We start from the raw sequence: 26,174 nt of genomic DNA on the forward strand, positions 1-26,174 counted from the left end.
GTCAGTCTCGAGCCAGATCGAGAGCCTCGGCGAACGTGAACCGACCGGCGTACAGTGCCTTGCCGATGATCACTCCTTCAAGGCCCGCCGGAATCAGCTCACGCAGCGCCACAATGTCGTCGAGCGTCGACACGCCGCCGGAGGCGACGACCGGCTTGTCTGTGCGGGCCAGCACGTCACGCAGCAGTTGGATGTTCGGCCCGGTCAGCGTGCCGTCTTTCGACACGTCGGTGACCACGTAGCGGGCACAGCCGGCCTCTTCGAGACGTGCAAGCACCTCCCACAGGTCACCGCCTTCTTTGGTCCAGCCGCGAGCCGCGAGCGTCGTGCCGCGGACATCCAGCCCGACCGCGATTGCCTCGCCGTACTCGGCGATGACGTGCGCGGCCCACTCTGGGTTCTCGAGGGCCGCGGTGCCCAGGTTAATGCGTTTCACCCCGGTGGCGAGCGCCTGTTCAAGCGAGCGATCGTCGCGAATGCCGCCAGAGAGCTCAATATTGATGTCGCCCACCTGTTTGATGACGCGTTTGATGGATGCGCGGTTCTCGCCGCGCCCGAAGGCTGCATCTAAGTCGACCAGATGAATCCACTCTGCGCCTTGAGACACCCAGTCTGCGGCAGCATCTACCGGATCACCGTACGACTTCTCGGTGCCGGCCTCGCCCTGCGTCAGGCGCACTGCCTTGCCGTCGGCGATGTCGACGGCCGGCAGCAGCTCAAGCTCTGGGCGGCGTGCGAGGTCATCAGTCATTAAGGCGTCTCCTTGTATGTGGTTTCGATGGTCGTGATCAGAATGTTGCAAGCCAGTTGCGCAACAGCGTGATACCCGCTTCGCCTGACTTCTCGGGGTGAAATTGTGTGGCGCTCAACGGACCGTTCTCGACCGCGGCGAGAAAGCGCTGGCCGTGCTCGGCCGTGGTGACAACTGCCTCAGGAAAAGGCTTGATCACTTCAAGGCTCCAGTCGGTCGCCGCGTAGGAATGCACAAAATAGAACCGCTCATCGGCAATGCCTTCGAAGAGCTTGGAGCCCTCGCCAGCGTGCACAGTGTTCCAGCCGATGTGCGGAAGCACCGGAGCGTCGAGCTCGACAACCTCGCCCGGCCACTGTGCCAGGCCCGCATGACGGGTGCCGCCCTCGATGCCGGAGTCGAACATGACTTGCATGCCCACGCAGATGCCGAGCACTGGGCGCCCGCCGGAGAGCCGCCGGTCGATCAGGGCCGGCCCGCCAACCTGTTCAAGCTGCTGCACAACCGACGAGAACGCCCCCACACCAGGCACGAGCAGGCCGTCTGCACTGAGCACCGCCTCGCGATCGGCTGTCAACGTGACGTCGGCGCCAGCGCGCTCGAGCGCCTGCACCGCAGAGTGCACATTGCCGCTGCCATAGTCGAGCACGGCGACTGAAGGGCGAACCGTCACAGTGCACCTTTCGTCGAGGGCACACCACTGACTCGCGGATCGGGCTGCACTGCCAGACGCAGGGCACGCGCGACGGCTTTAAACTCGGTTTCGGCGATGTGGTGCGGATCGCGCCCGGCCAGCAGGCGCAGGTGCAGCGTGATGCCAGCGTGGAACGCGAATGACTCGAGAGCGTGCGACACCAAGCTGCCGGTGAAGTGCCCGCCAATCAGGTGCAGCGCAAAGGCCTCTGACTCACCAGTGTGCACGAAGTACGGACGCCCTGAGACGTCGACGACCGCCTGTGCCAGCGCCTCATCGAGAGGCACCGTCGCATCGCCATAGCGGCCGATGCCGCGTTTGTCACCCAGGGCTTCGCGCACGGCCTCGCCCAGCACGATCGCGGTGTCTTCGACGGTGTGGTGCACGTCGATATCGATGTCGCCAGACGCCTGCACGTCGAGGTCGATCAGTGAGTGCTTGCTCAGTGCAGTCAGCAGATGGTTGTAGAAGGGCACCCCGGTGTCGATGTGTGACGCACCGGTGCCGTCAAGGTTGACGGTGACCGTGACGTCAGACTCGGACGTGTGGCGGCTCTTCGTCGCGATGCGCGATGGTGACGCGGCCATGGGACTCCTCTGGATCGCTGTCGCCGGGAGGCTGCCCGGCATGACGCTCTATTCTATCGGTCTGCCGACCTATGAGTCGGCAGCCATCGGCGAGGCCACCTCAGCGAACGCCTCGAGAAAGGCAGCCGTCTCGGTCGGCGTGCCCGCGGTAACCCTCAACGTGTGGGGGATGCCGTTGTCGCGCACGATGATGCCGCGCTCAAGAAGTGCGGTGAACGTCGCCTGAGGATCGCTGATGCCGCCGATGAGCACGAAGTTCGCCTCGCTGGGGTATGGGGCGAACCCCAGCTCACGCGTACGGCGGATGATGAGGTCGCGTTGCGCGCGGATGCTCTCGACATTTGCCAGCAGCGCCTCACTGTGCCGAAGTGCGCCGAGTGCAGCAGCCTGTGTGAGAGCAGACAGGTGATACGGCAGTCGCACGAGCCTGAGCGCGTCGACGAAGGCCGCATCGGCTGCCAAGTAGCCGAGGCGCACTCCGGCGAATGCGAAGGCCTTGCTCATCGTGCGCGAAACGGCCAGTCTCGGCTTGCCCGCCAGCAGCGAGAGTGCAGTGGGTGCGTCAGGCCCGGCGAACTCTTGGTACGCCTCATCGACGATAACCACCCCATCGGTTGCATCGTAGACAGCCTCGATGACCTCAAGCGAAAGCCCGGTACCAGTGGGATTATTCGGACGGCAGAGAAACACCACATCAGGACGGTGCGCCCGCACCGCCTCGGCAGCGACTTCTGGGGTCACGGTGAAATCTTCAGCCCGCGGCACAGCCACCCAAGAGGTTTGGGTGCCTGCAGCAAGTAATGGATACATCGAGTAAGTGGGCGTGAAGCTCAGCAGCGAACGGCCGGGGCCGCCGAACGCCTGCAATACCTGTTGCAGCACCTCGTTGGAGCCGTTGGCCGCCCAGATCTGATCAGCCACCAGCCCGTGCCCAAGATACCCAGCCAAAGCCTCACGCAGTCGGCTGAATTCACGATCTGGGTAGCGGTTCAGCCCAGCGATCACATCGTGCAGTGACTGCGCGATATCGGCGATCGCCTCGCCCGGCAGACCATGGGTGTTCTCATTGACGTTGAGCTCGATGGGCACATCAAGCTGTGGGGCGCCATATGGGCGTTGCCCAACAAGTTCGTCGCGGAGAGGGAGGTCGTCAAGTGTGCTCACAGGACGATTCTACGCAGCCGCCCCGCTGCACACCGTGAGTTGCCGCGTTCTCAGAGAAGCGTTGACGGAATCAGCAGGCGCGTGCCGGCCTGCACGACGCTGTCGCTCAGTCGGTTGGCGGTCTTGATGTCTGCCACGGCATCACGCGGATCGTGGTCTGGCGCCACACGACTCGCGACGCTCCACAGGCTTTCGCCTGCGCGCACCTCGACATACGTCTGGGTGCCAGGGGCGTCGTCACCGGCAAAGGCCTGCGAGCCGAAGGCGAACACCGTCATGACGACAGCTACGACGAGCAGCAAAGTTGCCAGCCCGCGAAGCCGACGCCCGCGAGCGGTCAGGCGCATGGGTGCAGCAGCAACGCTCTCAACAGCAGGTGCGGCAGTGTTCGTGTTCATATGAGCCTCCTCGGTTCGAACAGGTGTTTCGAATATATCTTCGAATCTGACGAATGACAAGTGCCTTTTCTCGCGACACTCGAACATATCTCTGTACACGGTCACGCAATTCGGATACAGTTTCGAATGCGATCGACGTGTGGTTCGAGTTCAGCACCACCCACTGACATCGCTCCCAGCGCGCGCATGCCGCACCCTGCAGAGAGGCCATCATGAAGGCAGAGAACACCCCGGCGCGGCGACCGCAGCTCACCGCCAAGCAACAGCAGATTCTCGACTGCATTGCCAGCGCAATAGACGACCGCGGCTATCCGCCGAGCATGCGTGAGATCGGCGACGCCGTCGGCCTCTCTTCGCTCTCATCCGTCACACACCAGCTCAATCAGCTCTGTCTGGCTGGTTACGTGCGCCGCGACCCCGGGCGCCCACGCGCGCTCGAAATCCTCGAACCACGTCAGCCGCAGTCCGACCCCGAGCCTGCCCCGGGCGACTACGCCATCTCCGATGATCTTGCAGCGGTGCCACTGGTCGGGCAGATCGCAGCGGGCACGCCAATCCTCGCCGAGCAGCACATCGAAGAGGTCTTTCCGCTGCCTCGACGCCTCGTCGGCAAGGGCGATCTCTTCTTGCTCAAGGTGAAGGGCGACTCGATGATCGACGCCGCCATCTGCGACGGCGATTGGGTCGTGGTGCGCCAACAGGCCGATGCCGTCAACGGCGACATCGTCGCTGCCATGCTCGACGACGAAGCCACCGTCAAGACGTTTCGCCAACGAGACGGGCACACCTGGCTGCTACCGCAGAACACCCGCTACGAACCCATCTTGGGCGATCACGCCGTCATTCTGGGGCGGGTCGTGGCGGTGCTGCGCTCAGTCTGAAATCGGTTCGCCGCTGCTGGCCTCGACCAACTGCTCTGCAAGCGCTCGTGACACCCTGGCGTGCAGGCGAGTACCCGTCGCCACGTACTCACTGCTCAGCACTCGGCCCGTTTCGTGCGCCCGCGCAACCAGGTCGCCGCGCTGGTACGGCACCACAACATCCACCTCGACATCAGGATCAGGCAGTGCAGACTCAATGCGCTGCACCAGCTCAGCAATACCCTCGCCCGTCGCGGTAGACACGAACAGCCCGTCGGGCGCGAGACCACGCAGCACTAGGCGTCGATCGGCATCGATCAGGTCGACTTTGTTGAATACGATGATCTCTTCGGCGCTCGACAGATCACTATCGGCGAGCACCTCGTGCACCGCCTGAATCTGCGCCGCCGGATCTGGGTGCGAGCCGTCGACCACGTGCACGAGCACGTCTGCATCGGCCGCTTCTTCAAGCGTTGACCGAAACGCCTCAACCAGCTGATGCGGCAGGCGCCGCACGAAACCGACCGTGTCGGTCAGGGTATAGATGCGACCGTCAGCAGTCTCGTTGCGACGCACGGTCGAGTCGAGGGTGGCGAACAGCGCGTTCTCGACCAATTCGTCGGCCCCGGTGATCGCGTTGAGCAGTGAAGACTTACCCGCGTTGGTATAGCCCACAATGGCCACAGACGGTACGTCTCTGCGGTGCCGATTGGCCCGCTTCGCCTCACGAGCTGGCGCCATCGCTTTGATTTGGCGGCGCAGCTTGGCCATGCGGGTATGGATGTGGCGACGGTCAAGTTCGATCTTGGTCTCACCTGGCCCACGAGAGCCGATGCCCTCACCCGATGCCGCGCGCCCACCGGCCTGACGGCTCAGCGAGGCACCCCAGCCGCGCAGGCGCGGCAGCATGTACTCGAGCTGGGCGAGCTCGACTTGCGCCTTGCCCTCGCGGCTCTTGGCGTGTTGCGCGAAGATGTCGAGGATGAGCGCCGTGCGATCGACCACCTTGACTTTGACGATGTCTTCGAGCGCGCGGCGCTGACTCGGCGCTAGTTCGGTGTCGGCGATGACCGTGTCGGCACCGAGCGCGGCCACGAGATCGTGCAGCTCATGAGCCTTGCCGCGACCGAAGTACGTGCTCGCATCGGGCGTGAGCCTGCGTTGCAACAAGCCGTCAAGCACGTTCGACCCGGCGGTTTCGGCAAGGGCCGCGAGCTCGGCCAACGAGTTCTCGGCATCGGCCTGAGCCCCCTGCGGGTAAACACCGATCAGCACCACATTCTCGAGGCGCAGTCGCCGATACTCAACCTCGGTGACATCTTGCAGCTCGGTCGACAGACCCGAAACCCGCTGTAGCGCCTGACGGTCGTCACGCTCAAGATCGCCGCCGTGCTCTACCGCGGGCATCTGCTGCAGTGCTTGGGCGCCCTGCGCCAGCTGACTGCCCAGCGTCTCTGTCGACGCCTCACGACTCTCGATACGCGCCAACAGGCGATCGAGCTGTTCGTTGTGTTCAGTCACTCGCACTCTCCTCGATAACATGAACGCATGTCGACCGAGCATTATTTCTCCGCCACGCCGCAGGTGCCCGCGAACTGGCGCGAGATCACCGTGTCGCTGGCCGGCAGTGAGCGCACCCTCACCACAGCCAGCGGCCTCTTCTCCCCCGACGCCCTCGACCGCGCCACCGCTGTGCTGCTCGACCACGTGCCTCCACCGCCCCAGCAGGGCAACCTGCTCGACATCGGCTGCGGGTGGGGGCCCATCGCGCTCACCCTCGCTCTGCGTGAAGCTGACGCAGACGTCTGGGCGGTAGATGTCAACGAGCGAGCGCTGCAGGCCACGGCGACCAATGCCGACCGTCTGGGGCTCAGCCGGGTGCATCCTGCTCACCCGGACGATGTGCCCGCAGAGCTCTGCTTCGACGCCATTTGGGCGAACCCTCCGATCCGCATCGGCAAAGCCGCACTGCACGAGCTGCTCGAACGATGGCTGCCTCGCCTGCGGCCGGGGGCCAGTGCATGGCTGGTCGTCGGCAAACAGCTCGGTGCTGATTCGTTGCAAAAATGGATGGCCGAGCGGCTCGGCACGCACTTCTCCGTCGAGCGTGCAGCGACAGCGAAGGGCTTTCGGGTGATCCATGTGCGTCATCACACGAATCCCGCAGAGGAACTGTCGAATTCCCACAACTATCGCTGACTTCTACGCACCTAGGCTAGAGATCGTCGATGCGACTTCGCACCGTCTCTCCGTCGCGAAAGAAGCCCCAGAATGACCGTCAACGAAGCACAGGTGAACGCTGAGATCGCGCAATGGCGCGCGATCTATGACGTTCCCGATACAGACGTGATCGCCACCCTCGTGCAGTCTCACCCCGCCGACGCCATCGGCTTCCGAGTGGTCGATGGCGACTATGCTGCCACCGATCTGACCTACGGCGAGCTTGATCGGCTGTCAGCCCGGGCCGCACGAGTGCTCAGCGACCTTGGCGTGGGGCGTGGCGACCGCGTCGCCGTGCTGATGCACCGGTCGACCGAGTACATCAGCCTGCTGCTGGGCATCTGGCGCCTTGGCGCCGTGCACGTGCCATTGTTCACCGCGCTGGCCGCGCAGGCGATCGCCACTCGCGTTGACTCCAGTCGCGCCGTGCTGATCATCGCCGATGCCGACCAGCGCCACAAGCTTGAGCCCAGCGAAGATCTGCCCCTGGAGGGCCGCACGTGGAGCGTGCTGCGGGTGGGCGACGACGCCGAGGGACGTTGGCCCGAAGACGCCGAATTCGCTCCCCTGTTCGCGGCGGCCACCCCGCTCGACCAGACGGTCGCAGTCGGCGGCGACGGCGTCATCGCCCTGCTGTACACATCGGGCACGACGGGCAAACCCAAGGGCGTGCCGCTGCCTGCGCGAGCACTGACCTCATTCCGGTCGTACATGATCAACGGTCTCGACGTTCGCCCTGACGACACCTTCTGGAATGCCGCCGACCCGGGCTGGGCCTACGGCCTGTACTTCGGCATCCTCGGCCCGCTCACGATCGGCGTGGCCAACCTGCTCACCGAAGAGAAGTTCAGTGCGGCGCAGGCCTGGAACGTGCTCTCTCGATTCAAGGTGAACAACTTCGCCGGGGCACCGACCATGTACCGCGCCATGCGCAACGACCCAGAAGAGGGCCTGCCGATTCACCTGCGCCGCGCATCCGCCGCGGGCGAGCCGCTGACCCCAGAGGTGCTCGAATGGTCGCGCGACGAATTGGGCTCAGAGCCCCACGACCACTATGGCCAGACTGAACACGGCATGCTCATCGGTGTGCCGTGGCGTGACGGCCTCGCACTGCCGGCCCAGCCGGGTTCGATGGGTGTGACGTTCCCCGGGTGGCGCAGCGAGATCCTCGATCACGACGAGGATGTGCCAGCCAAGCCCGGTGAGGTCGGCCGCTTGGCGTTCGCGCCCTCCGAGAGCCCGGTGTGGTGGTTCCCGGGGTATGACGAGCTGCCCGAGAAAACCGCCGAGCGATTCACCGCCGACGGGCACTGGTATCTGACCGGCGACCTCGCCTGGCAAGACGACGAGGGCCTACTGCACTACGTCTCACGCGATGACGACCTGATTCTCGCAGCGGGCTACCGCATCAGCCCACTTGACGTGGAGAGCGTGCTGGCCATGCATCCCGCGGTGCGCGAGGTGGCTGTGGTGGGTAAGCCCGATGACCTGCGCGGTGAAGTGGTGGCTGCGTACATCGTGCTGGCGCAGAGCTTCACCGGAGACCACACGCTGATCACCGAGCTGCAGCAGCAGGTGAAAACCCGCTACGCTGCGCACGCCTACCCGCGCATCATCGAGTTCGTCGATGAGCTGCCGCGCACGGCGAGCGCCAAGGTGCAGCGTTACGTGCTCAAAGAGCGCGCCTGACGGAGCCTTTCGGCCCCGGGCTCACGCGATCAGGCGTGCAGCTCGGGGTTGAGCTCGATGCCCTCGCCCGCACGGGCGAGCACCTCAACCCCACCAGACAGCGAGTTGCGCCGGAACAACAGGTTGGGCACCCCACTGAGTTCAACGGCCTTGACCTCACGCGAGTGCGTACCCTCTTTGAGCGTGACTTTGGTGCCGGCGGTCACGTAGAGCCCCGCCTCGACCACGGTGTCGTCGCCGATCGAGATGCCGATGCCCGAGTTTGCCCCCAGCAGCGCGCGCTCCCCGATGCGCACCTTCTGAGTGCCGCCGCCCGAGAGCGTGCCCATGATGGATGCCCCGCCGCCGATGTCTGATCCGTCGCCGACGACCACCCCTTGCGAAATGCGGCCCTCGACCATCGATGTGCCGAGCGTGCCGGCGTTGAAGTTCACGAACCCCTCGTGCATGACGGTCGTGCCCGGTGAGAGATGAGCACCCAGCCGCACCCGGTCAGCGTCGCCGATGCGCACGCCCTTGGGGCTCACGTAGTCGATCAGCCGAGGGAACTTATCGATCAGCAGCGCGAACACTCCCTCAGCTCGAGCCTGTGCACGCACGACGTCGAAGCGCTCGGGCGTGATGGGGCCGCGATTGGTCCACACGTTGTTCGGCAGCACGCCGAAGATGCCGTCGAGGTTTATGGTGTTCGGCTGCACGAGCAGATGTGACAGCAGATGCAGGCGGAGGTAGGCGTCGGCAACCGAGGCGGCCGGCTCATCCAGCGCGGCGGTGACGTCGACGACCTCGAGGCGCACCTGACGCAGTTCGTCGCGAGTGCCTGCTGCGGCGAATCGGTCGGTCAGCTCGCTCTGATGCGCCACCGGAGTGGCCTCGTCGGCCAGGCGCGGTGTCGGGAACCAGACGTCGAGGGTCTGCCCTTCGTCGGTGATGGAGGCCAGGCCGGTGCCGAAGCCGATGCGCGAGGTGGAGGCTGCAGAAGCTGTCATGCCTCCCGATTGTAGCCGTGCTGTGCGCACACCCCACTAGCATGGGGATCATGTCATCGCCACAGACGCCTACCGGGGGCCTCGACCTCACCCAGCCAGCATCCGCCATCACCCGCGTGATCTGTGATGTGCCCTCAGTCTCTGGCGACGAAACCTCTTTGGCCGACCTCGTCGAACAGGCGTTGCGCGAGCAAACCGACCTCGAGGTGCTGCGTGACGGCGACACCGTGGTCGCCCGCACACACCTCGATCGCGCACGACGAGTGGTGCTCGCCGGGCATCTCGACACGGTGCCGATCAAAGACAACCTGCCGACCACCACGACCGTCGAGCCCACCGGCACCTGGCTGCACGGCCGTGGCACGGTCGACATGAAAGGTGGGGTTGCCGTCGCGCTGGCGCTGGCCGGCCAGCTGCCCTCCCCCAGCAGCGACATCACCTACGTGTTCTACGACCACGAAGAGGTCTCTGCCGATCTCAACGGCCTGCGCCGAGTTGCCGAGCGGCATCCTGAGTGGCTGGCCGCCGACTTCGCCATCTTGGGCGAGCCCACTGCGGGCCGCGTCGAAGGCGGCTGCAACGGCACCTGCCGTTTTCTGATCACCACGCATGGCCGTCGTGCGCACTCGGCGCGCGCCTGGGTGGGCGAGAACGCCATTCACGCCGCTGCCGACGTGCTCGATGTGCTGCGCGACTTCGCTCCAGAGACCGTCACCGTCGACGGGCTCGACTATCGCGAAGGCCTCAACGCCGTCGGCATCACCGGCGGAGTCGCCGGCAACGTCATTCCCGACCACTGCCAAGTGCATGTCAACTACCGGTTCGCCCCCAGTCGCAGCGCAGCCGAGGCCGAGCAGCGCATGCGCGAACTGTTCGCGGGGTTCGACGTTGAGTTCGTTGACATGTCGCCCGGAGCCCGCCCCGGACTCGACGCGCCCCTGGCTCAAGCGTTTCTGCAGGCCGTTGGCGGCGAGGCCCTGCCGAAGTACGGCTGGACAGACGTTGCGCGATTCAGCGCACTGGGCATCCCCGCGGTGAACTTCGGCCCGGGCGACGCGCTGCTCGCCCACGCTGACGACGAACGTGTGCTGCTCGAAGAGGTTGACCACTGCCAGCAGGCGCTGACCCGCTGGTTGGGGTGAGCATCTGGCCAAGCTGTGGCCGGATGCCCTGGTCGCCTGAGCGCCATCGGGTCACTGCCCCTGTCGACATGTGGGGCGTCCATGAGATACTTGTAGGCGTGCGAAGTGCCGACCTTCAGCTTCGCGGAAAGAGGTGTATGCCATGGCAGCCATGAAACCCCGCACTGGGGACGGACCCATGGAGGCAGTCAAAGAAGGCAAGCTCATCGTCGTGCGAGTGCCGCTTGAAGGCGGAGGCCGCCTCGTGGTCTCGGTCAGCAAAGACGAAGCTCAGGCCCTGCACGACGCCCTCGACTCCGTCATCGCCTAACGCTGACTCCTGACTCGATTGAGCCCTTGCTGGGCATTGTTGGTGCGCAGCAAGGCTCAGTCGCGCGGTGCCACCAACGTGAGCAGCCCGTCGCCGATGCGCGAGAGCGTTGAGCGCACATGCTCGCGTTGACCGATCTCAGCAAGCAGCGTACGAAGTGCAACTGTCTCATCGGCGCGTTGCGTGGGATCTGCCACCCGCGAGTGGTCGAGTGCGTGCGCCAACACAATCAAGCCTCCGGGGCGCGCAATGCGCAGCCCCTGAGCCACGTATTCTGCCGCTGACGCAATATCAGCGTCGATGAACACCAAGTCATAGGCCGCATCGGCCAGCCGGTCGAGCACTCCTGCGGCACGCCCGAGAATCGTGCGGGTGTGACTGCTCGGGATGCCCGCAGCCGTGAAAGCTCGCTTGGCTGCCTGCTGGTAGTCAACTTCTGACTCGATAGTCGTGAGCGTGGCTTCGGGCGCGCCGGTCAGCAGCCAGAGCCCTGAGACTCCTGCGCCCGTGCCGACCTCGGCGATGGCCTTGGCATCGGCTGCGGCTGCGAGCAGTGCGAGTTGCGCCCCAACTGCTGGGCTGACCGAGTCGATGCCCCATTCTTGGGCCGCCTGACGTGCCGCCTGAATGGCTGCCGGCTCGTGGTGGTATTCCGCGACGAATCGGTCGGTCGTGGCTGCTTGCGTCATCTTCGCCTCCTGCCAGCAAGCCTAGAGGCAAGTCGGCTACTCTAGAGCCCGTGGGCATGAGTTTCGAGAAAATCGTTCTGCTGGTGGTGCTCGCCGCAGTCATCCTCGGCCCGGCGAACCTGCCAAAGTACGCACAGATGCTGGGGTCGGCCGTGCGCCGGCTCCGCGATTACACCACTGCGTCCAAAGAGCGGCTGCAGGCTGAAGGCAATGAAGCCCTGGCTGACATCGACTGGAAGAAGCTCGACCCGAGACAATACGACCCGCGCCGCATCATTGCCGATGCGCTCAAAGAAGACTCGACCCCGGCATCCCGCACAGCGATCGCCGCACCTGTGGCGCAGGCCACCAGCGTTGCCGCCACCGAGCGAGCTGAGCGCGAACGCAATCAGCGGCCAGCTCCCTTCGACTCTGAAGCCACCTGAGCGCGCCAGGCGCACGAGTCAGCGCACGCTGACCGGCAGATGACGCCCCTCAAGGCCGCGTGGTCGCCGAGCCAGACGTTTGGCCAGCTCGTGCAGCGCCTGTGCCGCCGGGTCGGCGGTGTTTTCTGCCACTAACGGCCGCCCCTCGTCGGCGCCCTCTCGCAGAGCCACCGACATCGGAATCTGCGTCAACAGCGGAACCTCGGTCTCGAGCTCTCCGCTCAGTGTCTGTGCGACCCGCTGGCCGCCGCCTGCCCCGAACATCTCGACGCGACCGGCCGGGGTCTCAAGCCATGACATGTTCTCGACCACTCCGATCACGCGCTGCCCGAGCTGCCCGGCGAGCAGTCCTGCGCGAACCGCCACGTCAGAGGCCGCTGGCTGCGGTGTGGTGACCACGATCACCTCAGCATTGGGCAGCAGTTGCCCCGCGGTCAGCGCGACGTCGCCAGTGCCTGGCGGCAGGTCGAGCAGCAGCACGTCGAGATCGCCGAAATGCACGTCAGAGAGAAACTGCGAGAGGGTGCGCTGCAGCATTGGGCCACGCCATGACACGGCCTTGCCCGCCCCGACGAACATGCCGATCGAAATCGCCTTCACGCCGTAGGCCACCGGCGGAAGCATCATGTCGTCAAGCCTCGTCGGCCCGCTCGTGATGCCCAACTGCCCTGGAATCGAAAACCCGTACACGTCGGCGTCGACGACTCCGACACGCAGCCCCAGCCCGGCGAGGCTGACCGCAAGGCTCGCCGTGATCGTCGATTTGCCGACGCCGCCTTTGCCCGAGGTGACCGCGATCACTCGCGTCAGGGTGTCGCCGGTGAATGGGCTGCCCCTGCGGCGCCCACGCAGGCGCGCAATGAGCTGCTCGCGCTGATCGTCGGTCATCACGTCGAGGCGAACCTCGGCGTGCCCCTGGCCGACAACGGACTCCAGAGCCGCGAGCACATCGGCGTGTATGCGCTGGGATGCCGGACAACCGACGATCGTCAGGCGCACGTCGGCAACCGCGCGTCCGTCAGTCAGTGTGGCTGTGGGGATCATGCCGAGTTCGAGCAGCGGCTGTCGCAGTTCGGGGTCGATCACCTTGGCCAGTGCAGGTTCGAGCGCCGGATCGACGCCGGAATGCTCAGGCAGCATCAGCGGGGCTCGTCAGACTCGACCGCGGTGTCGGTTCGGGCAGCGTCGAGCTCGTCGAGGCGCTGCTGCAAGCGCATCATGGTCTCACTGATCTGCTGCAGCTGGTCACGCAGCTCATCGCGCACGAACCGTTCTGAGGCGAGATCTCCGACTGACATGCGCAGTGCCACGACCTCGCGAGCCAGGTACTCGGTGTCGACCAAGTTGCGCTCGGCACGCTGCCGGTCTTGCTCAATCTGCACCCGGTCACGGTCGTCTTGCCTGTTCTGTGCGAGCAGCAGCAGCGGAGCCGCGTAGGAGGCCTGCAGACTGAGCACGAGGGTCAGCGCGATAAAGCCCAGTGATGCAGAGTCGAAGCGCCACGGCTCGGGTGCCGTCGTGTTCCAAATCACCCAGACCACGATAAACACGGTCATGCCGAGCAAGAACGCCGGCGTGCCCATGCCGCGGGCGAACACCTCGGTGAACCGCCCGAAGGTGTCGCTGAAGCCAGCTTCAGCCGGATCGCGCCGGCGCCAGAGACGGAAGCGCCGAGCCTGCGGTGCGCCGAGCGTCTGCTCGGGTTGACGTTCAGCGCGTCGAGCCATCGGGCGTCACCTCCCCAACCTGATCACGCCAGTCTTCGGGCAGCACGTTGTCAAGCACGTCGTCGACGGTGACCACGCCGAGTAGTCGTCGATTCTGGTCAACCACCGGAACGGAGGTGAGGTTGTATGCCGCGAGTGTGCGTGCCACCTCAGCGACCGGCGTCGCCGGGTCGAGCGGTTCGATGTCGTCATCGACCAGTGTGCCCAAGCGCTCATGCGGCGGGTAGCGCAGCATGCGCTGAAAGTGCACCATGCCGATGTAGCGCCCCGTCGGCGCCTCGTACGGCGGCAGGGTCACCCAGACCGCTGCAGCGAGCGCTGGGGCGATTTCGTGCCGGCGAATCAGCGCCAGACCTTCGGCTACGGTGGCATCAGCTGAGCAGATAACTGGCTCGGTGGTCATCAGACCGCCTGCAGTCTGCGGGTCGTAGCGCAGCAGCATACGCACGTCGCTGGCCTCTTCGGGCTCCATCAGCTGCAGCAGTTTCTCTTTGCGCTCAGGTGCGACACCTGCAACGAGGTCAGCCGCGTCATCAGGCTGCATGTGGTCGAGCACCTGCGCGAAACGCTGATCGTCGATGGTCGAGCTCAACACCACTTGGTCACGCTCGCTGAGCTCTTCCAGAGCGTCAGCCAGGCGCTCGTCGGGCAGGTTTTCAACGACTTCGGCCCGACGGCGATCGGGCAGCTCAATCAGCGCGTTGGCGAGGTCGGCCGCCTGCAGATCTTGTAGTGACGCGAGCAGATGCGTCGTGTCTTGATCGGTGCCTGCGGTAGTCACCTCTTCGAGGTCGTCCCATGCGGCAAGGGCAGTGCCCCCTCGCGAGAAGGGCGAAGCGCTGGTCTTGGGTAGTCGCAGGAACGCTTCAGCGACGACCCACTCCTGGGTGGCGAGCTGTTCGATACTGACGTCTTCGATGCGCCCGGTCTGCTCGGCTCCTTTATAGCGCATGGAGCGCCCTAGGATTTCGGCGAGCACACGGGTTTCGCCGGCACGCTGCTCGAAACGACGCAGATTGATCAGACCCGTGGTGATGATCGCTCCCGGGGTGATTCCGGTGACTCGCGCAATGCGCAGAAAGACTCGGCGGCGACCAGGAATCTCGACGATGATGCCGACCACCACAGGTGGGCCGACGGTACGGTAAGTGACCACCACGTCGCGGGCGCGCCCCACTCGATCGCCTGCGGGATCGAACACTCCGCAGCCGACCAGTCTCGAGACAAAGATTCTGGGCGCCGTCACACCAGAAGACTCTACTCACTTTGACCTGCCGACGTGGGAGAATAGGAACCATGAGCGAGCAGAGAATCGGCGGATCCCGCCTTGAGCAGCTGTACCCCACAGTGCCCCGGGGCACCGAGGTAGCCGTCTACGACACGTATCAAGCCGCAGCGAGTGCGATTGACACGCTCGTCGAGCGTGAGTTCCCCGTTGACAAGGTCAGCGTCATCGGCAGTGAGCTGCGCAGTATTGAACGCATCACCACAGGGCTGAGCTATCCGAAGGCCGCGCTCTCGGGGCTCGCCAGCGGTCTCTGGTTCGGGCTCTTTTTAGGGCTCATCATGGTCATCTGGAGTCCGACGACCGGGCTCAACTATCTCTTTGCCGCACTGGTTCTCGGCGCCGGGTTCGGCATCATCTCGGGCGTGGCCACCTACGCATTCACCCGTCGTTACAAGAACTATCAGTCGACCAACGCTGTTGTAGCCACCAGATACTCCCTCGTGGTGACTCCCGAGGTAGCCGGTCAGGCGCAGTCGATCTTGGGCACGTATCCGCAGCAGCCCGCACAGCCTCAGCCTCCGCAGACACCACAGCCGTAGCCGAGCTATCAGCACATCGGGTGATCACCCGATGCTGGCTCGCCGTGTGCGCACCCAGCGCTCAATCTCATCGACCGTCCGCGGAAACTCCGCGGTGAGCGACTCCACTCCGTCTTCGGTCACCAGCACATCGTCTTCGATGCGCACGCCGATGCCACGGAGGTCTTCGGGAATGGTGAGGTCGTCGGCTTGGAAGTAGAGCCCTGGCTCGATCGTGAACACCATGCCGGGGGTGAGCAGCGCATCGAGGTACATGTCACGACGTGCCTGCGCACAGTCGTGCACGTCGAGCCCCAGATGATGACTGGTGCCGTGCACCATGAAACGACGATGCAGCTGCCACTCCGTCTCGAGCGTCTGTTCGAGCGACACCGGCAGCAGCCCCCACTCGCTCACTTTGCGTGCGATCACTGCAATGGCGGCCTCATGCACTTCGCGGAAACGTGCGCCGGGCTGAGCCGCGGCGAACCCCGCATCGGCGGCTTCGAGCACTGCCTCGTAGACCTCGCGCTGCCGCGGCGTGAATGTGCCTGAAACGGGCAGCGTGCGCGTGACATCTGCGGTGTAGAGGCTGTCGGCCTCTACACCGGCATCGATGAGCACGAGATCGCCATCGCGCACCGCGCCGTCGTTGCGGGTCCAGTGTAGGTAGCACGCGTGATCCCCGGCTGCGGCAATAGTGTCGTAACCGACATCGTTACCGAGCTCTCGTGCACGTGCCCAGAACGCTCCCTCGATGATCCGTTCGCCGCGGGGGCTGGCTACGACCTCGTCAAAGCGTGAGAGCACGTCGTCGAAGCCAACTTTCGAGGCTGCTACTGCCTGCCGAATCTGCTTCTGCTCCCAGACGTCTTTGACCAGACGCATTTCGCTGGTGGTCTGCTCGAGCACTGCATCGACATCAGTAGAGCGTTCGGGCTGCACCTCTGCGATCAGCGCATCGAGGTCGGGGTCGAGCCCGGGCAGCGTGGCGATCGGCGTACCGATGCCAGCCACTGCAGCAGCCAAGTCGCTCAGATCTGCCGTGCCAATGCCCAACAGGGCCGAGACCGCGTCGAGGCCGGGGCGCGGCCCATTCCAGAACTCGCCGATGGCAGGGTCAGCGTAGAACTCGTCGGTGTCGCGGCCAGCTGGCCTGCGAAAGAACAGCACCGGGTCACGATCAAGATCTTGACGATGGATCATCAATACGGCGCCGGGCACCGCGTCGGCGCCCCAGCCGGTCAAGTGCGTGAAGGCGCTGTGCGGTCGAAACCGGTAATCGGTATCGTTGCTGCGCACTTTGGTCACCCCCGCCGGGATGAGCAACAGATGATCAGGCAGAGCTGCAGACAGCTTGGCCCGACGTCGCGCGGCGAACCGGGCAACTGCTGCGGCATCGGGCAGCGGCTCGTCGCGTTGAGCCCATCCTTGTGAGATGAACTCAGTGAAATGCGATGAACGCGGTGTGCGCGATCGGCTGTCTCCTCGGCGCTGCTGTGCTGTTCCCATGCTTCCCATTGTCGCACCGCTTGGGCCTTCACGGCAGTTTTCTCTGCTGTAGACCGAACGTGCTGCTTTATATGATTGAGCCATGCCCGTGCCCTGGACCAAGATCGACGCTCACACTCATACGAGCGCCTCCGACGGCACCGACACCCCGACCGAACTCATGCAGGCTGCTGCCCACGCAGGCCTCGACTGCATCGCCCTGACCGACCACGACTCGTGGGCGGGCTGGGGCGAGGCCTCAGCGGCAGTACAGCTCACAGGTGTCGCACTCGTGCGTGGCATGGAACTCAGCACCCAGGCGGGCCCTGGCAGCATTCATATGCTCGCGTATCTGTTTGACCCGAATGACACGGCACTCATTGAGTTGACCGCTGAGATCCGCGACTCCCGAGAGCATCGAGCCGAGCGTATCGTTGCACGCATGGCCGAGGACTTTCCCATCACTTGGGAAGATGTACTTGAACAGGCTCAAGACGCGCGCAGCATTGGCCGCCCGCATATTGCAGATGCACTGGTCGCGCTCGGGCTGGTGCCCAACCGCAGCGCCGCATTCGACCAGATGCTCAGCCCGAAAGCGGGCTACTACCAGCCGTATTACGCCCCGTCACCGGTGGATGCTGTGGTCGCCATCCGTGCGGCCGGCGGCGTTCCGGTGGTCGCCCATCCTGGTGCCTATGCTCATGGTGCGGGGCTCGCACCAGAGCGGCTGCGCGCGCTGGTCGACGCTGGACTCGGCGGTATCGAGGTGGGGCATCGCCTGAACTCACCGCAGCTGCAGCAGCAGCTGCGAGCTGATGCCGCCCGCTACAACCTGATCGTTACTGGTTCAAGCGATTATCACGGCACAGGCAAACCCAACCCCTTGGGCGAGTTCACCACTGCCCCCAATCAGCTCGAGCGCATCATCGACGAGGCAACGGGTGTGCCGGTCATCGTGCCAGCCTGATCAGCCCTCGAAGAGGTCTTGCAGCAGGTACTCGCCTTCGCGTACGCCACGGGGAATGGCGAATACCGACGAGCTGATGTGGCGAATGTACTCGTTGAGGGCGTCATCGGCGAGGCTCGTCTGCAGCTTGGTGAAGTTTGCCGGATCGCTCGTGTACGCAGTGAAGAAGAGCCCCGCGCTGAGCTGGCCCAGATCGTTGGCGCCATCAACGTAATTGTAGGCACGACGATTGATGCGCACTCCGTCGTTGAAGTCGGGATGTGCCAGGCGCACATGCGCATCAGCTGGCACCAGCGGTTCACCTGCGGCGTCGGTGATGTCGAAATCAATGTCTGAGTGCTCGGTACCGCCCGACAGCGGGGCGCCCTCGATCTTGGATCTTCCGAAGACGGTCTGCTGCTCTTCAAGTTTGGTGCGATCCCAAGCCTCAATCATCATGTTGATTTTGCGCACCACCAAATAGCTGCCACCCTCGAGCCAAGCGTGGTCGCTGTCAGCCACCCAGACCCATTTGTCGAGATCGTCGGTTTCGTCAGTCTTGATGTTATTGGTGCCGTCTTTAAAGCCGAAGAGGTTGCGCGGGGTCTCTTCGCTGACGGAGCTGGCAGATGAGCGCCCAAAGCCGAGCTGCGCCCACTTGATCTGCACGGTGCCAAACCCCATACGGGTGAGGTTGCGGATGGCGTGAATGGCCACCTGCGGATCGTTCGCGCAGGCTTGAATCGCCACAGCACCGCGGCTGATCGTCTCATCGATGAAGTCGAACTTGAAAACCGGCAGATCTTCAAGCTCGGCAGGCTTTTTGTCAGCGATGCCCAGCCGGTCTTTGCCGTCAGCCTGAGTGAAGAATGTTGGGCCGACGCCAAAGGTGATTGAGAGGCCGCTCGCACCGAGGTCAAGCGCCTCACCGGTATCGTCTGGCGGAGCCAGACGGGAGACGCCCCGAGCCCCGGCTTCGGTGGTCTCTTCGCCCTTCGTCATGCGCTCCGCAGCCGACGTCCACTTTTTCAGCAACGCGATCATCTGCTCACGCGTGGCGTTCTCCGTGAGATCGAACGCGGCAAAGTGCAACTGATCTTGCATAGGCGTGACGATGCCTGCCTGATGCTCGCCGTAGAAGTCGTAAGTGAGCGTGTGGCGTTCTTGGCGCACCGTCTCAGCAGTCTTGTTGGCGGCCACCGCTGCCCCGCCGGCAGCGCCGGCTGCTGCGGTGGCCGCGCCCAAGCCGAGATATCCGAAGAGCTGACGACGACTGAACCCGCGTTTGCGTGCAGGGGTACCCGACTGCTCTTCTTCGGCGATGGCACGCTGAGCCTGATCCTCTGCCTCGACTCGAGTGGTGCCGGAGGTCGCGACATCGGCCTCGACCGTTTGGTCTGCGGGTGATGTCTCTGGGGTCTGGTCTCGCGTGCTCATCGCGGTGTGCTCACTTCTCTCGAATAGGTGATGTTCTCAGTATGCCGGGTCTTCCCGGCATACTGAGAACTGCTGGTTACTCTTCGGACTGCTCCACACCGAGCACGGTGTGGGTCAGCGTCGACAGCGGCTCACTCAGTGCATTGAGTTCAGCGCCCAGAGTGTTGCGCTCTTCTTGGGTGACAGTGCTGTAGTCAACGAAGCCGTCGGTGAAGTTGCCGTACTTCTCGAGGGCAGCCTTCATGCTGGCGAACTGGTCGTCGAGGGTCTTGACGAGCTGCTTGCCCTCGTCGCCCTTTGCCTCGGCCAGGCTGCGCACGCTCTTGTACGCCTGCTCCGCGCCTTCGACGTTGGCGTAGAAGTCGTAGAGGTCGGTGTGCGAGAACTCGTCTTCTTCGCCGGGCAGCTTGCCGTCAGGTGCGGCGACCTCGTCGAGCAGGCCGATGGCACCATTGGTGATGTCGGCGAGGCTCAGCGAGAAGCCATCACTGTAGACCAGATCGTAGAGCTGCTGAATGTCAGCCTGCAGCTGGTCGCCCAGCTTGGCACGCCCGTCAGCGTCAAGCGCCGTCAGGTTCTTGTCGGGGTAGTTCTTCTGTGCCTCGTCAAGCCAGAGATCTTGCTCGATGCGGTGGAAGCCGGTGAACTCCAGCCTCTCTTCTTCGGCGCCCGGCAGGCGATAGTCGATCTTGGGGTCGAGGTCGCCGAACTGCTCTGCAGTTGGCTCGATGCGCTCGTAGTACTGACGGGTCAGCGGGAAGAGCTCCTTGGCCTTCTCGGTGTCACCAGCTTTGTACGCCTCGACGAAGGTCTCCGTGGCGGTCAGCAGCTGGCCGGCCTGGCTCTTGACATAGGCAGTGTAGCTGTCGATCGCTGCCTGCTCGGTGGCATCAACCTCGACCTCGTCACCGGTGACCGTGAACTGGGCCTTGCCCACGCCAGCCCCAACCAGACCTGGCTTGCACAGCGTGTAATAGGTGCCCGGCTGCAGCTGAGCAACGTACTTGGTCTCAGCACCGCCGGTCGGCAGGTTTTCTTTCTCTGCAACGATCTGGAGCTGATCCTCGGCCAGGATCTCGAACTCGTTGACCTGGCTGCCGTTGTTGACCAGGGTGAACTCGACGTTGCCGCTGACCGCAGTGTCAGTCGAGAGCTGGCAGGTGTCGTCGGTGATCGAGACCTTGATGGCCTCTGAATCGCCCGTGTTCGCGACACACCCTGAGAGCCCGAGGGCCAGGATGGCCGTGCCGGCGGCGGCAGCGGTGATGCGTGTCTTCATCTGTCTTCTCTCTCTTCGGTTGCACCGGCTCTGACATGGGCAGGGTCGCCCAGAGGCCGTCCGGAATCCTTCGATATCTCAGCTGGGGAAGGCCTGTCTGCCTATTCGCTGACCGCCGCTGCCGCACGAGCAGCTCGAGCAGCTTGGTGCCTCTTCTGCACGTTTCGCTGGTACCAGACGAACAGCGGCAGAGTGATGACGAGGTAGAGGAGCCAGGCCCAGAACTGCAGCACGCTCGGCTCGGGAGTGAAGTTGAAAATGCCGGCCAGCAGCACCGTGTACCACGCACCGTTGGGGAAGATATGCGCGATGTTGAATACGACGTCGTTCACACCGGGCAGCAGGCTGGCCTCTTGCAGGTCGTGCACGCCGTAGCCCAGCACACCAGCCGCAACGATGATGAGGAACACGCCGGTCCAGAGGAAGAACTTGCCGAGGTCGATAGAGACGAAGCCACGGTAGATGAGGATGCCGAGCACAACCGCCACGAGAATGCCGATGACAGCACCGATAGTGCCCCACAGCGCATTGGCCCCCACTCCGGTGAGGCCCCAGACGAACAGTGCCGTCTCGACGCCTTCACGACCGGCCGAGATGAAGGCGAGAAAGACCAGCCCACGCCCTGAGCTCTGCAGCGAGCACTCCACCTGCTCGTCGATATCGTGCTTAATGGTGACCGAGGTTTTGGCCATCCAGAAGATCATCCAAGTGATCAGACCGACTGCGAGAATAGACAGGCCACCCCCCAGTGCCTCTTGAGCCTGCGTGGTGAGACCGTAGGGCCCCCAGGTCAGCAGCGCGCCGAACCCGAAGGAGAGCACGATGGCCAGCACCGCGCCGATCCAGACTTTGGACACCAGCTCGTCGCGCTGCGACTTACGCAGATACGCAATGATGATGCCGAGAACGAGAGCGGCTTCAAGCCCCTCACGCAGGCCAATGAGGAACGTGCCCACAAAAATACTCACCGAGAGAGTCCATTCGTCTGATGATCGCTAAGGTTACCCTTGGCTGTCTTTCAGAATACGCGATCTGGGCAGGGAATGTCCAACACGCACAGCGGCACTGGCTGTCACCCGCACCTGCTCCGCACAGATGGTGCGACAATGGAGCCCATGGAATCCGCTCCACGTCGCGTGCTCTTCGTGCACGCCCATCCCGACGACGAGACGCTGGTGACCGGCGGCACCATCGCCACCCTCGTCGCTCGCGGCGATGACGTGACGGTGGTCACCGCAACGCGTGGCGAGCGCGGTGAGGTCATTCCCCAGAGCCTGAAGTACCTTGAGGCAGACCCAGCGGCACTCGCCGCCGCGCGTGAGGCAGAACTCGCCCAAGCCATGGGCCAGCTCGGCGTCACCGATCATCGCTGGCTCGGCGGTCCGGGCGCGCGCCGTGCCGGCTCATCGTTGCATTCATACAGCGACTCGGGCATGCGCTGGGCCCGCCCCGGAGTCGCGGCTGCCGCCGCTGATGCACCCGCGAATGCCCTGAGCCTCAGCGACGAACAGCAGGTGGCTGACGACCTGCAGGCCGTGATTCAGCAGGTGCGCCCGCAGGCCATCGTGACGTACAACGACTTCGGCGGCTACGGACACCCTGACCACGTCGCGGTGCATCGCGCAGCTGCACGTGCATTCGCTGACGCTTGGCGCGACGACCAAGCATGGCATCCCACCGCACTGTTCGCCGTCGAGCGCACCCGCGCCCAGGCCAAAGCCGATGCCCGCGTCATTCGTGAACGCACTGACTTCGCTCCCCTGCCTGGTGGTCGCCGTGTGACTGTCGCCTCGCGCGACATCGACACCACCATCGACGTGCGCGGCACCCGCGATCGAGTGCGCCGCGCTATGCAGTGCTACCGCACGCAGCTCACACTTGAGGGCGACTGCTATGCACTCTCCAACCACACGGGCGCTCCCATCGCCAGCGCTGAGCGCTACATCGAGATCGGCGGCCACGCCCAGCCCGTTGACGCTGCCGCCGCACACGACCTGATCGATGGTTGGCAGCTGGCCCGCACACGCCCCGCCCCCACTGGCTGGCGAGCTGCAGCACGGCAATGGCTCACCCCAGTGGCACTGGTCGCATTCGGCGCCATCGTGGCGCTGATCACCACCATGAGCCACGGCGCAACATGGTACCCGACCGGTGAGGCGACCCCGGCCATCCCGTATGGCCTGATCGTGTCGGCTGTGGCCCTGCTCGTCGGCACCCTGGCGGTGCGCGTCGAACTGCCGGGCCGCTGGTCTGGGGCATGGTTTGCGTTGGGTGCAAGCGTCATGCTCTATGTATTGGCCAGCCCGCGCGCCAGCGGCAGCATTCTGCTCTACCCCAAGACCATCGACTATCTCTGGCTCTACGGGGGCATCATCGCACTGATTCTGCTGGCTTTCGTGCCCCTGCCACGTGCTTGGCGCGACTGATTCACACAGCTCACTCACTTAGAAAGGCAGCGCACATGCCCCGCAACCTGATCGCCGAGACCGCCGCATACCCCTGGGGCCAGGTGCAGCCGCTGCGCCGCATCGCGCAGGCCCACCCGCAGGGTGCCATCGACTTGTCGATCGGCTCGCCAGTCGACCCTGTGCCCGAGATCATCCAGCGCGCGCTTGCCGAGCATGCCGACACCCCCGGCTACGGCACCGCGGCCGGCACACCCGAGCTGCGTCAAGCCATCGCCGACTGGTATGCGCGTCGCCGCCGCGCCTCCATTGATATCGATCAGGTCGCACCGACCATCGGCTCCAAAGAGTTCATCGCCCAGTTCGCGCTGTGGCTGGGGCTCGGCCCGGCGGATGCGGTGGTACAGCCCGTCGTGCACTACCCGACATACGCGGTGGGCGCCGAGGCCACCGGAGCCCAGCTCGTCTCGGCTGACGACCCGGCTCAGTGGCCGCAGAACTCCCGACTGATCTGGCTGAACTCGCCAGGCAACCCCGACGGCGTGGTGCATGACGTCGCGCATCTGCGTGCAGCGGTCGCCCGCGCCCGCGAGCTCGGTGCGATCATCGTGCAAGACGAGTGCTATGCCGAACTCGGCTGGGAGGGAACCTCCGCTGATCACGTGCCGAGCATCCTCGACGACGCAGTGACCGACGGCGACCAGCGCGGCGTGCTGTCGATGTACTCGCTGAGCAAACAGTCAAATCTCGCCGGTTATCGCACGGCTCTGGTTGCTGGCGACCGCGACCTCGTGCAGGGGCTGGTCAATCTGCGCAAGCAGTTCGGGCTGTCGCTGCCGGTGCCCATTCAGGCGGCGTTCGCTGTGGCCCTCGGTGACGATACACATGTGGCAGCGCAGCGCGAGGTGTACCGCCAGCGTCGCGAGGTGCTGTTGCCAGCCGCTCGGAAGTGGGGCCTGCGCATCCCTGACAGTGGCGCGGGGCTGTATTTGTGGGGCACCCGCGACGAAGACGGCTGGGACACGATGCGTGCGCTCGCCGACATCGGCATCGTGGGCGGCCCCGGCGCGTTCTACGGTGAGGCCGGGGAGCGTTTTGTGCGACTGTCGCTGACCGCAACCGACGCAGACATCGCCGCTGCCGCTGCGCGACTTTCCGCGTGATTCCGGGGCCCACTGTCAGGGGTCTCCAACACGTGCCGGACAAAGTTGTATTCGATTTCGCGCCATGCCAATTGACTCGTAGGATACGAGTACCGTGCTACAACGCTGTGACGGAGTCACACGCAGTAAGGGAGACAAGCAGTGACTGATCAGAACCAGACCGTGAAGTTGATCACGCCCAATGGCGAATCAGAATTTCCGATTCTCGAGTCGACCCAAGGCAACAATGCGATCGATTTCACGAAGCTGACCAAGCAGACGGGGCTCACCTCGTTCGACCCTGGGTACGTAAACACTGTGTCGACCACCTCGAAGGTCACCTTCATCGACGGTGACGAGGGCATCCTGCGCTACCGCGGCTACCCCATTGAGCAGCTCGCCGAGCACTCCTCGTTTCTCAAGGTCGCTTGGCTGCTGATCTACGGCGAGCTGCCGAGCGCCGACGAGCTGGCAGACTTCGAATACCGCATTCTGCACCACAACATGATCAACGAAGACTTCAAGCGCTACTTCGATGTCTTCCCCAAAGAGGCACACCCCATGTCGGTGCTCGCCAGTGCCGTCAGCGCACTGTCGACTTTCTACCAAGATTCACTCGACCCCTTCGATCACGAGCAGGTCGAGATCTCGACGATCCGTCTGCTGGGCAAGTTCCCGGTGCTCGCTGCCTACGCGCTCAAGCGCAGCTTGGGCCAGCCGCTGCAGTACCCCGACAACAACCTCGGCTATGTCGACAACTTCCTGCGCCTGACGTTCGGCATGCCCACCGAAGACTACGATGTGAACCCGGTGGTGAGCAAAGCCCTCGAGCGTCTGCTCATTCTGCACGAAGATCACGAGCAGAACGCCTCGACGTCGACGGTGCGTTTGGTCGGCTCCACTCAGGCCAACCTGTTCGCGAGCATCTCGTCGGGCATCAACGCACTGTTCGGCCCGCTGCACGGCGGCGCCAACGAGGCTGTGCTGCACATGCTGCAGCAGATCAACGATGAGGGGCTGAGCATCCCCGACTTCGTCGAGAAGGTCAAGAACAAAGAGGCCGGCATCCGCCTGATGGGCTTCGGCCACCGCGTCTACAAGAACTACGACCCGCGCGCCAAGATCGTCAAGGCCACCGCCGAGACCGTGCTCAACGAGCTGGGCGTGCACGACCCGCTGCTCGATCTGGCCATGCAGCTCGAAGAGGTCGCCCTCAACGACGACTACTTCCAGTCACGTCGCCTCTACCCCAACGTCGACTTCTACACCGGTGTCATCTACAAGGCGATGGGCTTCCCCACCAAGTTCTTCACCGTGCTGTTCGCGATCGGCCGCCTGCCCGGCTGGATCGCTCAGTGGCGTGAGCAGAACGACGACCCGACCACCAAGATTGGGCGCCCCCACCAGCTCTACCTCGGCGAGACTGAGCGCAACTACCCCACCAAGTAGTCGCTCACCAACGTCGTTGCGAAGGGCCCGAGTCGTGAGACTCGGGCCCTTCGTCGTCTCGCCAGAGGTGCGCCGACACCTGTTGCTTCATACCCCATCGGGGTATATTCTCAGAGCTGTACCCCAACGAGAGGACACACAGACATGTCACTTCTGAATCAAGATCTCGGCCTCACCGACATCAGCGCCGAAGGGGGCTGCTGCAGCGGCGGCAGCTGCGCCTGTGGTGGCCACGACGAGGCCCCGGCACCGGCGCACCAGACGGCAGCGGCGCACGGGCACGAAGAGCCCACCATCACCTACAGCGTGTCGGGCATGACCTGCGAGCACTGCGTGCGTGCGGTGACCAAAGAGGTCTCGGCCATCCCTGGTATCGCAGGGCTGAGCATCGACCTGCAGCCGGAGGGGCTTTCGACGTTGAACGTCACCGGCGCCAGCGTCACCCCTGCGGCTGTGCGTGCTGCTGTCGAAGAGGCTGGCTACGAGCTGGCGTTTCCCTCGCGCGGCTGAGGGCCTTTAGCTCACAAAAAGAGCGGGTGCCTGCTGACCGAAGAGGTCGCAGGCCCCCGCTCTG

At 64.3% G+C, this 26,174-nt stretch carries 27 protein-coding genes; 12 read left to right on the forward strand and 15 right to left on the reverse strand.

What is annotated here, in order from left to right:
* Position 1 precedes the first annotated feature (1 nt).
* The 5 genes from priA to G557_RS0101865 all read right to left on the reverse strand — a co-directional run bounded on the left by priA (position 2) and on the right by G557_RS0101865 (position 3,594).
* Positions 2–751 (reverse strand): bifunctional 1-(5-phosphoribosyl)-5-((5-phosphoribosylamino)methylideneamino)imidazole-4-carboxamide isomerase/phosphoribosylanthranilate isomerase PriA, encoded by a 750-nt coding sequence (gene priA / locus G557_RS0101845; protein WP_028244734.1) that lies wholly within the window; start codon positions 749–751, stop codon positions 2–4.
* A gap of 37 nt (positions 752–788) precedes the next feature.
* Positions 789–1,424, reverse strand: a complete 636-nt coding sequence (gene hisH / locus G557_RS0101850) for an imidazole glycerol phosphate synthase subunit HisH (RefSeq protein ID WP_028244735.1) — start codon at positions 1,422–1,424, stop codon at positions 789–791.
* A complete protein-coding gene (hisB, locus tag G557_RS0101855) occupies positions 1,421–2,032 on the reverse strand; it encodes an imidazoleglycerol-phosphate dehydratase HisB (protein ID WP_036960284.1) in 612 nt (203 codons plus the stop codon). The genes hisH and hisB overlap by 4 nt, the downstream gene beginning before the upstream one ends.
* A 69-nt stretch (positions 2,033–2,101) precedes the next feature.
* Positions 2,102–3,196, reverse strand: coding sequence for a histidinol-phosphate transaminase (locus G557_RS0101860; RefSeq protein WP_028244737.1), 1,095 nt, complete (start codon positions 3,194–3,196; stop codon positions 2,102–2,104).
* A 50-nt stretch (positions 3,197–3,246) separates the two neighbouring features.
* A complete protein-coding gene (locus tag G557_RS0101865; protein ID WP_028244738.1) occupies positions 3,247–3,594 on the reverse strand; it encodes a LysM peptidoglycan-binding domain-containing protein in 348 nt (115 codons plus the stop codon).
* A gap of 212 nt (positions 3,595–3,806) precedes the next feature.
* On the opposite strand from G557_RS0101865, the gene lexA reads away from it, so the two are divergent.
* Positions 3,807–4,475 (forward strand): transcriptional repressor LexA, encoded by a 669-nt coding sequence (gene lexA, locus G557_RS0101870; RefSeq protein WP_028244739.1) that lies wholly within the window; start codon positions 3,807–3,809, stop codon positions 4,473–4,475.
* On the opposite strand, the gene hflX is transcribed toward lexA, so the two are convergent.
* Positions 4,467–5,996 carry a GTPase HflX gene (hflX, locus tag G557_RS11035; protein WP_051224334.1) on the reverse strand — a complete coding sequence of 510 codons (1,530 nt, stop codon included), beginning with the start codon at positions 5,994–5,996 and terminating at the stop codon, positions 4,467–4,469. The two genes, lexA and hflX, sit on opposite strands and share 9 nt — an antisense overlap.
* Before the next feature lie 6 nt (positions 5,997–6,002).
* Here hflX and G557_RS0101880 point away from each other — a divergent pair, with 6 nt between their 5' ends.
* Together G557_RS0101880 and G557_RS0101885 are read left to right on the forward strand one after the other, a co-directional pair.
* Positions 6,003–6,653 carry a class I SAM-dependent methyltransferase gene (locus G557_RS0101880; protein WP_028244740.1) on the forward strand — a complete coding sequence of 217 codons (651 nt, stop codon included), beginning with the start codon at positions 6,003–6,005 and terminating at the stop codon, positions 6,651–6,653.
* A gap of 72 nt (positions 6,654–6,725) precedes the next feature.
* Entirely contained in the window at positions 6,726–8,363 is a 1,638-nt protein-coding gene (locus G557_RS0101885) for an AMP-binding protein (protein WP_028244741.1), read from the forward strand.
* 29 nt (positions 8,364–8,392) lie between these two features.
* Here the strand turns inward: G557_RS0101885 and dapD are convergent, their stop codons facing one another.
* Positions 8,393–9,352 (reverse strand): 2,3,4,5-tetrahydropyridine-2,6-dicarboxylate N-succinyltransferase, encoded by a 960-nt coding sequence (dapD, locus tag G557_RS0101890; RefSeq protein WP_028244742.1) that lies wholly within the window; start codon positions 9,350–9,352, stop codon positions 8,393–8,395.
* A gap of 50 nt (positions 9,353–9,402) precedes the next feature.
* Between dapD and dapE the strand changes: the two genes are divergently transcribed.
* Together dapE and G557_RS13615 are read left to right on the forward strand one after the other, a co-directional pair.
* The gene (gene dapE, locus G557_RS0101895) at positions 9,403–10,494 is read left to right on the forward strand and encodes a succinyl-diaminopimelate desuccinylase (protein ID WP_028244743.1); all 1,092 of its coding nucleotides are present in this window, start codon (positions 9,403–9,405) and stop codon (positions 10,492–10,494) included.
* A gap of 142 nt (positions 10,495–10,636) precedes the next feature.
* Entirely contained in the window at positions 10,637–10,804 is a 168-nt protein-coding gene (locus G557_RS13615) for a DUF3117 domain-containing protein (RefSeq protein WP_084626909.1), read from the forward strand.
* Between the two features lie 56 nt (positions 10,805–10,860).
* Here G557_RS13615 and G557_RS0101905 read toward each other — a convergent pair whose 3' ends face one another.
* Positions 10,861–11,493, reverse strand: a complete 633-nt coding sequence (locus G557_RS0101905) for an O-methyltransferase (RefSeq protein WP_028244744.1) — start codon at positions 11,491–11,493, stop codon at positions 10,861–10,863.
* 56 nt (positions 11,494–11,549) lie between these two features.
* On the opposite strand from G557_RS0101905, the gene G557_RS0101910 reads away from it, so the two are divergent.
* Positions 11,550–11,918, forward strand: a complete 369-nt coding sequence (locus G557_RS0101910) for a twin-arginine translocase TatA/TatE family subunit (RefSeq protein WP_036960292.1) — start codon at positions 11,550–11,552, stop codon at positions 11,916–11,918.
* An 18-nt stretch (positions 11,919–11,936) separates the two neighbouring features.
* On the opposite strand, the gene G557_RS0101915 is transcribed toward G557_RS0101910, so the two are convergent.
* From G557_RS0101915 to G557_RS11045, 3 genes are read right to left on the reverse strand one after another with little or no spacing between them, the layout of a single operon-like run.
* Positions 11,937–13,058 (reverse strand): P-loop NTPase, encoded by a 1,122-nt coding sequence (locus G557_RS0101915; protein ID WP_028244746.1) that lies wholly within the window; start codon positions 13,056–13,058, stop codon positions 11,937–11,939.
* Positions 13,058–13,645 carry a DUF1003 domain-containing protein gene (locus G557_RS11040; protein ID WP_051224099.1) on the reverse strand — a complete coding sequence of 196 codons (588 nt, stop codon included), beginning with the start codon at positions 13,643–13,645 and terminating at the stop codon, positions 13,058–13,060. Before G557_RS11040 ends, G557_RS0101915 begins: the two co-directional genes overlap by 1 nt.
* Positions 13,629–14,891 carry a magnesium transporter MgtE N-terminal domain-containing protein gene (locus G557_RS11045; protein WP_051224102.1) on the reverse strand — a complete coding sequence of 421 codons (1,263 nt, stop codon included), beginning with the start codon at positions 14,889–14,891 and terminating at the stop codon, positions 13,629–13,631. The genes G557_RS11040 and G557_RS11045 overlap by 17 nt, the downstream gene beginning before the upstream one ends.
* Positions 14,892–14,941: 50 nt before the next feature.
* Between G557_RS11045 and G557_RS11050 the strand changes: the two genes are divergently transcribed.
* Positions 14,942–15,472, forward strand: coding sequence for a general stress protein (locus G557_RS11050; RefSeq protein ID WP_051224105.1), 531 nt, complete (start codon positions 14,942–14,944; stop codon positions 15,470–15,472).
* A 24-nt stretch (positions 15,473–15,496) separates the two neighbouring features.
* Here G557_RS11050 and G557_RS11055 read toward each other — a convergent pair whose 3' ends face one another.
* Positions 15,497–16,963: an aminopeptidase P family protein gene (locus G557_RS11055; protein ID WP_036960749.1), complete on the reverse strand. Its 1,467-nt coding sequence runs from the start codon at positions 16,961–16,963 to the stop codon at positions 15,497–15,499.
* Between the two features lie 82 nt (positions 16,964–17,045).
* Here G557_RS11055 and G557_RS0101940 point away from each other — a divergent pair, with 82 nt between their 5' ends.
* Complete coding sequence (locus G557_RS0101940) at positions 17,046–17,909, forward strand: PHP domain-containing protein (protein WP_028244747.1); 864 nt, start codon at positions 17,046–17,048, stop codon at positions 17,907–17,909.
* Here G557_RS0101940 and efeB read toward each other — a convergent pair whose 3' ends face one another.
* The 3 genes from efeB to efeU all read right to left on the reverse strand — a co-directional run bounded on the left by efeB (position 17,910) and on the right by efeU (position 21,572).
* Positions 17,910–19,325 (reverse strand): iron uptake transporter deferrochelatase/peroxidase subunit, encoded by a 1,416-nt coding sequence (gene efeB / locus G557_RS0101945; RefSeq protein WP_084626911.1) that lies wholly within the window; start codon positions 19,323–19,325, stop codon positions 17,910–17,912.
* Between the two features lie 76 nt (positions 19,326–19,401).
* Positions 19,402–20,604, reverse strand: a complete 1,203-nt coding sequence (gene efeO / locus G557_RS0101950) for an iron uptake system protein EfeO (protein WP_028244749.1) — start codon at positions 20,602–20,604, stop codon at positions 19,402–19,404.
* 101 nt (positions 20,605–20,705) lie between these two features.
* Positions 20,706–21,572: an iron uptake transporter permease EfeU gene (gene efeU / locus G557_RS11060; RefSeq protein WP_084626912.1), complete on the reverse strand. Its 867-nt coding sequence runs from the start codon at positions 21,570–21,572 to the stop codon at positions 20,706–20,708.
* A gap of 147 nt (positions 21,573–21,719) precedes the next feature.
* Here efeU and G557_RS11065 point away from each other — a divergent pair, with 147 nt between their 5' ends.
* The 4 genes from G557_RS11065 to G557_RS13620 all read left to right on the forward strand — a co-directional run bounded on the left by G557_RS11065 (position 21,720) and on the right by G557_RS13620 (position 26,110).
* On the forward strand, positions 21,720–23,030 hold the full coding sequence (locus tag G557_RS11065; RefSeq protein WP_051224108.1) for a PIG-L family deacetylase: 1,311 nt from the start codon (positions 21,720–21,722) through the stop codon (positions 23,028–23,030).
* 35 nt (positions 23,031–23,065) lie between these two features.
* Positions 23,066–24,172 carry a succinyldiaminopimelate transaminase gene (gene dapC, locus G557_RS0101965; protein ID WP_028244750.1) on the forward strand — a complete coding sequence of 369 codons (1,107 nt, stop codon included), beginning with the start codon at positions 23,066–23,068 and terminating at the stop codon, positions 24,170–24,172.
* Positions 24,173–24,313: 141 nt separating this feature from the next.
* Positions 24,314–25,600: a citrate synthase gene (locus tag G557_RS0101970; RefSeq protein WP_051224112.1), complete on the forward strand. Its 1,287-nt coding sequence runs from the start codon at positions 24,314–24,316 to the stop codon at positions 25,598–25,600.
* Between the two features lie 144 nt (positions 25,601–25,744).
* The gene (locus G557_RS13620) at positions 25,745–26,110 is read left to right on the forward strand and encodes a heavy-metal-associated domain-containing protein (protein ID WP_028244752.1); all 366 of its coding nucleotides are present in this window, start codon (positions 25,745–25,747) and stop codon (positions 26,108–26,110) included.
* Positions 26,111–26,174 lie beyond the last annotated feature (64 nt).

Source organism: Pseudoclavibacter soli DSM 23366, from assembly GCF_000423505.1.
Taxonomy (GTDB): Bacteria; Actinomycetota; Actinomycetes; order Actinomycetales; family Microbacteriaceae; genus Pseudoclavibacter_A; species Pseudoclavibacter_A soli.

Coding starts and splice junctions, on each gene's coding strand:
- G557_RS11050 (WP_051224105.1), top strand. CDS start 14,942: ATGAGCGAGCAGAGAATCGGCGGATCCCGCCTTGAGCAGCTGTACCCC.
- dapD (WP_028244742.1), bottom strand. CDS start 9,352: ATGACAGCTTCTGCAGCCTCCACCTCGCGCATCGGCTTCGGCACCGGC.
- efeB (WP_084626911.1), bottom strand. CDS start 19,325: ATGAGCACGCGAGACCAGACCCCAGAGACATCACCCGCAGACCAAACG.
- dapC (WP_028244750.1), top strand. CDS start 23,066: ATGCCCCGCAACCTGATCGCCGAGACCGCCGCATACCCCTGGGGCCAG.
- lexA (WP_028244739.1), top strand. CDS start 3,807: ATGAAGGCAGAGAACACCCCGGCGCGGCGACCGCAGCTCACCGCCAAG.
- G557_RS0101885 (WP_028244741.1), top strand. CDS start 6,726: ATGACCGTCAACGAAGCACAGGTGAACGCTGAGATCGCGCAATGGCGC.
- G557_RS11040 (WP_051224099.1), bottom strand. CDS start 13,645: ATGGCTCGACGCGCTGAACGTCAACCCGAGCAGACGCTCGGCGCACCG.
- hflX (WP_051224334.1), bottom strand. CDS start 5,996: ATGTTATCGAGGAGAGTGCGAGTGACTGAACACAACGAACAGCTCGAT.
- G557_RS0101940 (WP_028244747.1), top strand. CDS start 17,046: ATGCCCGTGCCCTGGACCAAGATCGACGCTCACACTCATACGAGCGCC.
- G557_RS13615 (WP_084626909.1), top strand. CDS start 10,637: ATGGCAGCCATGAAACCCCGCACTGGGGACGGACCCATGGAGGCAGTC.
- G557_RS11055 (WP_036960749.1), bottom strand. CDS start 16,963: ATGGGAACAGCACAGCAGCGCCGAGGAGACAGCCGATCGCGCACACCG.
- G557_RS11065 (WP_051224108.1), top strand. CDS start 21,720: ATGGAATCCGCTCCACGTCGCGTGCTCTTCGTGCACGCCCATCCCGAC.
- hisB (WP_036960284.1), bottom strand. CDS start 2,032: ATGGCCGCGTCACCATCGCGCATCGCGACGAAGAGCCGCCACACGTCC.
- priA (WP_028244734.1), bottom strand. CDS start 751: ATGACTGATGACCTCGCACGCCGCCCAGAGCTTGAGCTGCTGCCGGCC.
- G557_RS0101915 (WP_028244746.1), bottom strand. CDS start 13,058: ATGCTGCCTGAGCATTCCGGCGTCGATCCGGCGCTCGAACCTGCACTG.
- efeO (WP_028244749.1), bottom strand. CDS start 20,604: ATGAAGACACGCATCACCGCTGCCGCCGCCGGCACGGCCATCCTGGCC.
- G557_RS0101865 (WP_028244738.1), bottom strand. CDS start 3,594: ATGAACACGAACACTGCCGCACCTGCTGTTGAGAGCGTTGCTGCTGCA.
- G557_RS0101910 (WP_036960292.1), top strand. CDS start 11,550: ATGAGTTTCGAGAAAATCGTTCTGCTGGTGGTGCTCGCCGCAGTCATC.
- G557_RS13620 (WP_028244752.1), top strand. CDS start 25,745: ATGTCACTTCTGAATCAAGATCTCGGCCTCACCGACATCAGCGCCGAA.
- dapE (WP_028244743.1), top strand. CDS start 9,403: ATGTCATCGCCACAGACGCCTACCGGGGGCCTCGACCTCACCCAGCCA.
- G557_RS0101905 (WP_028244744.1), bottom strand. CDS start 11,493: ATGACGCAAGCAGCCACGACCGACCGATTCGTCGCGGAATACCACCAC.
- G557_RS0101880 (WP_028244740.1), top strand. CDS start 6,003: ATGTCGACCGAGCATTATTTCTCCGCCACGCCGCAGGTGCCCGCGAAC.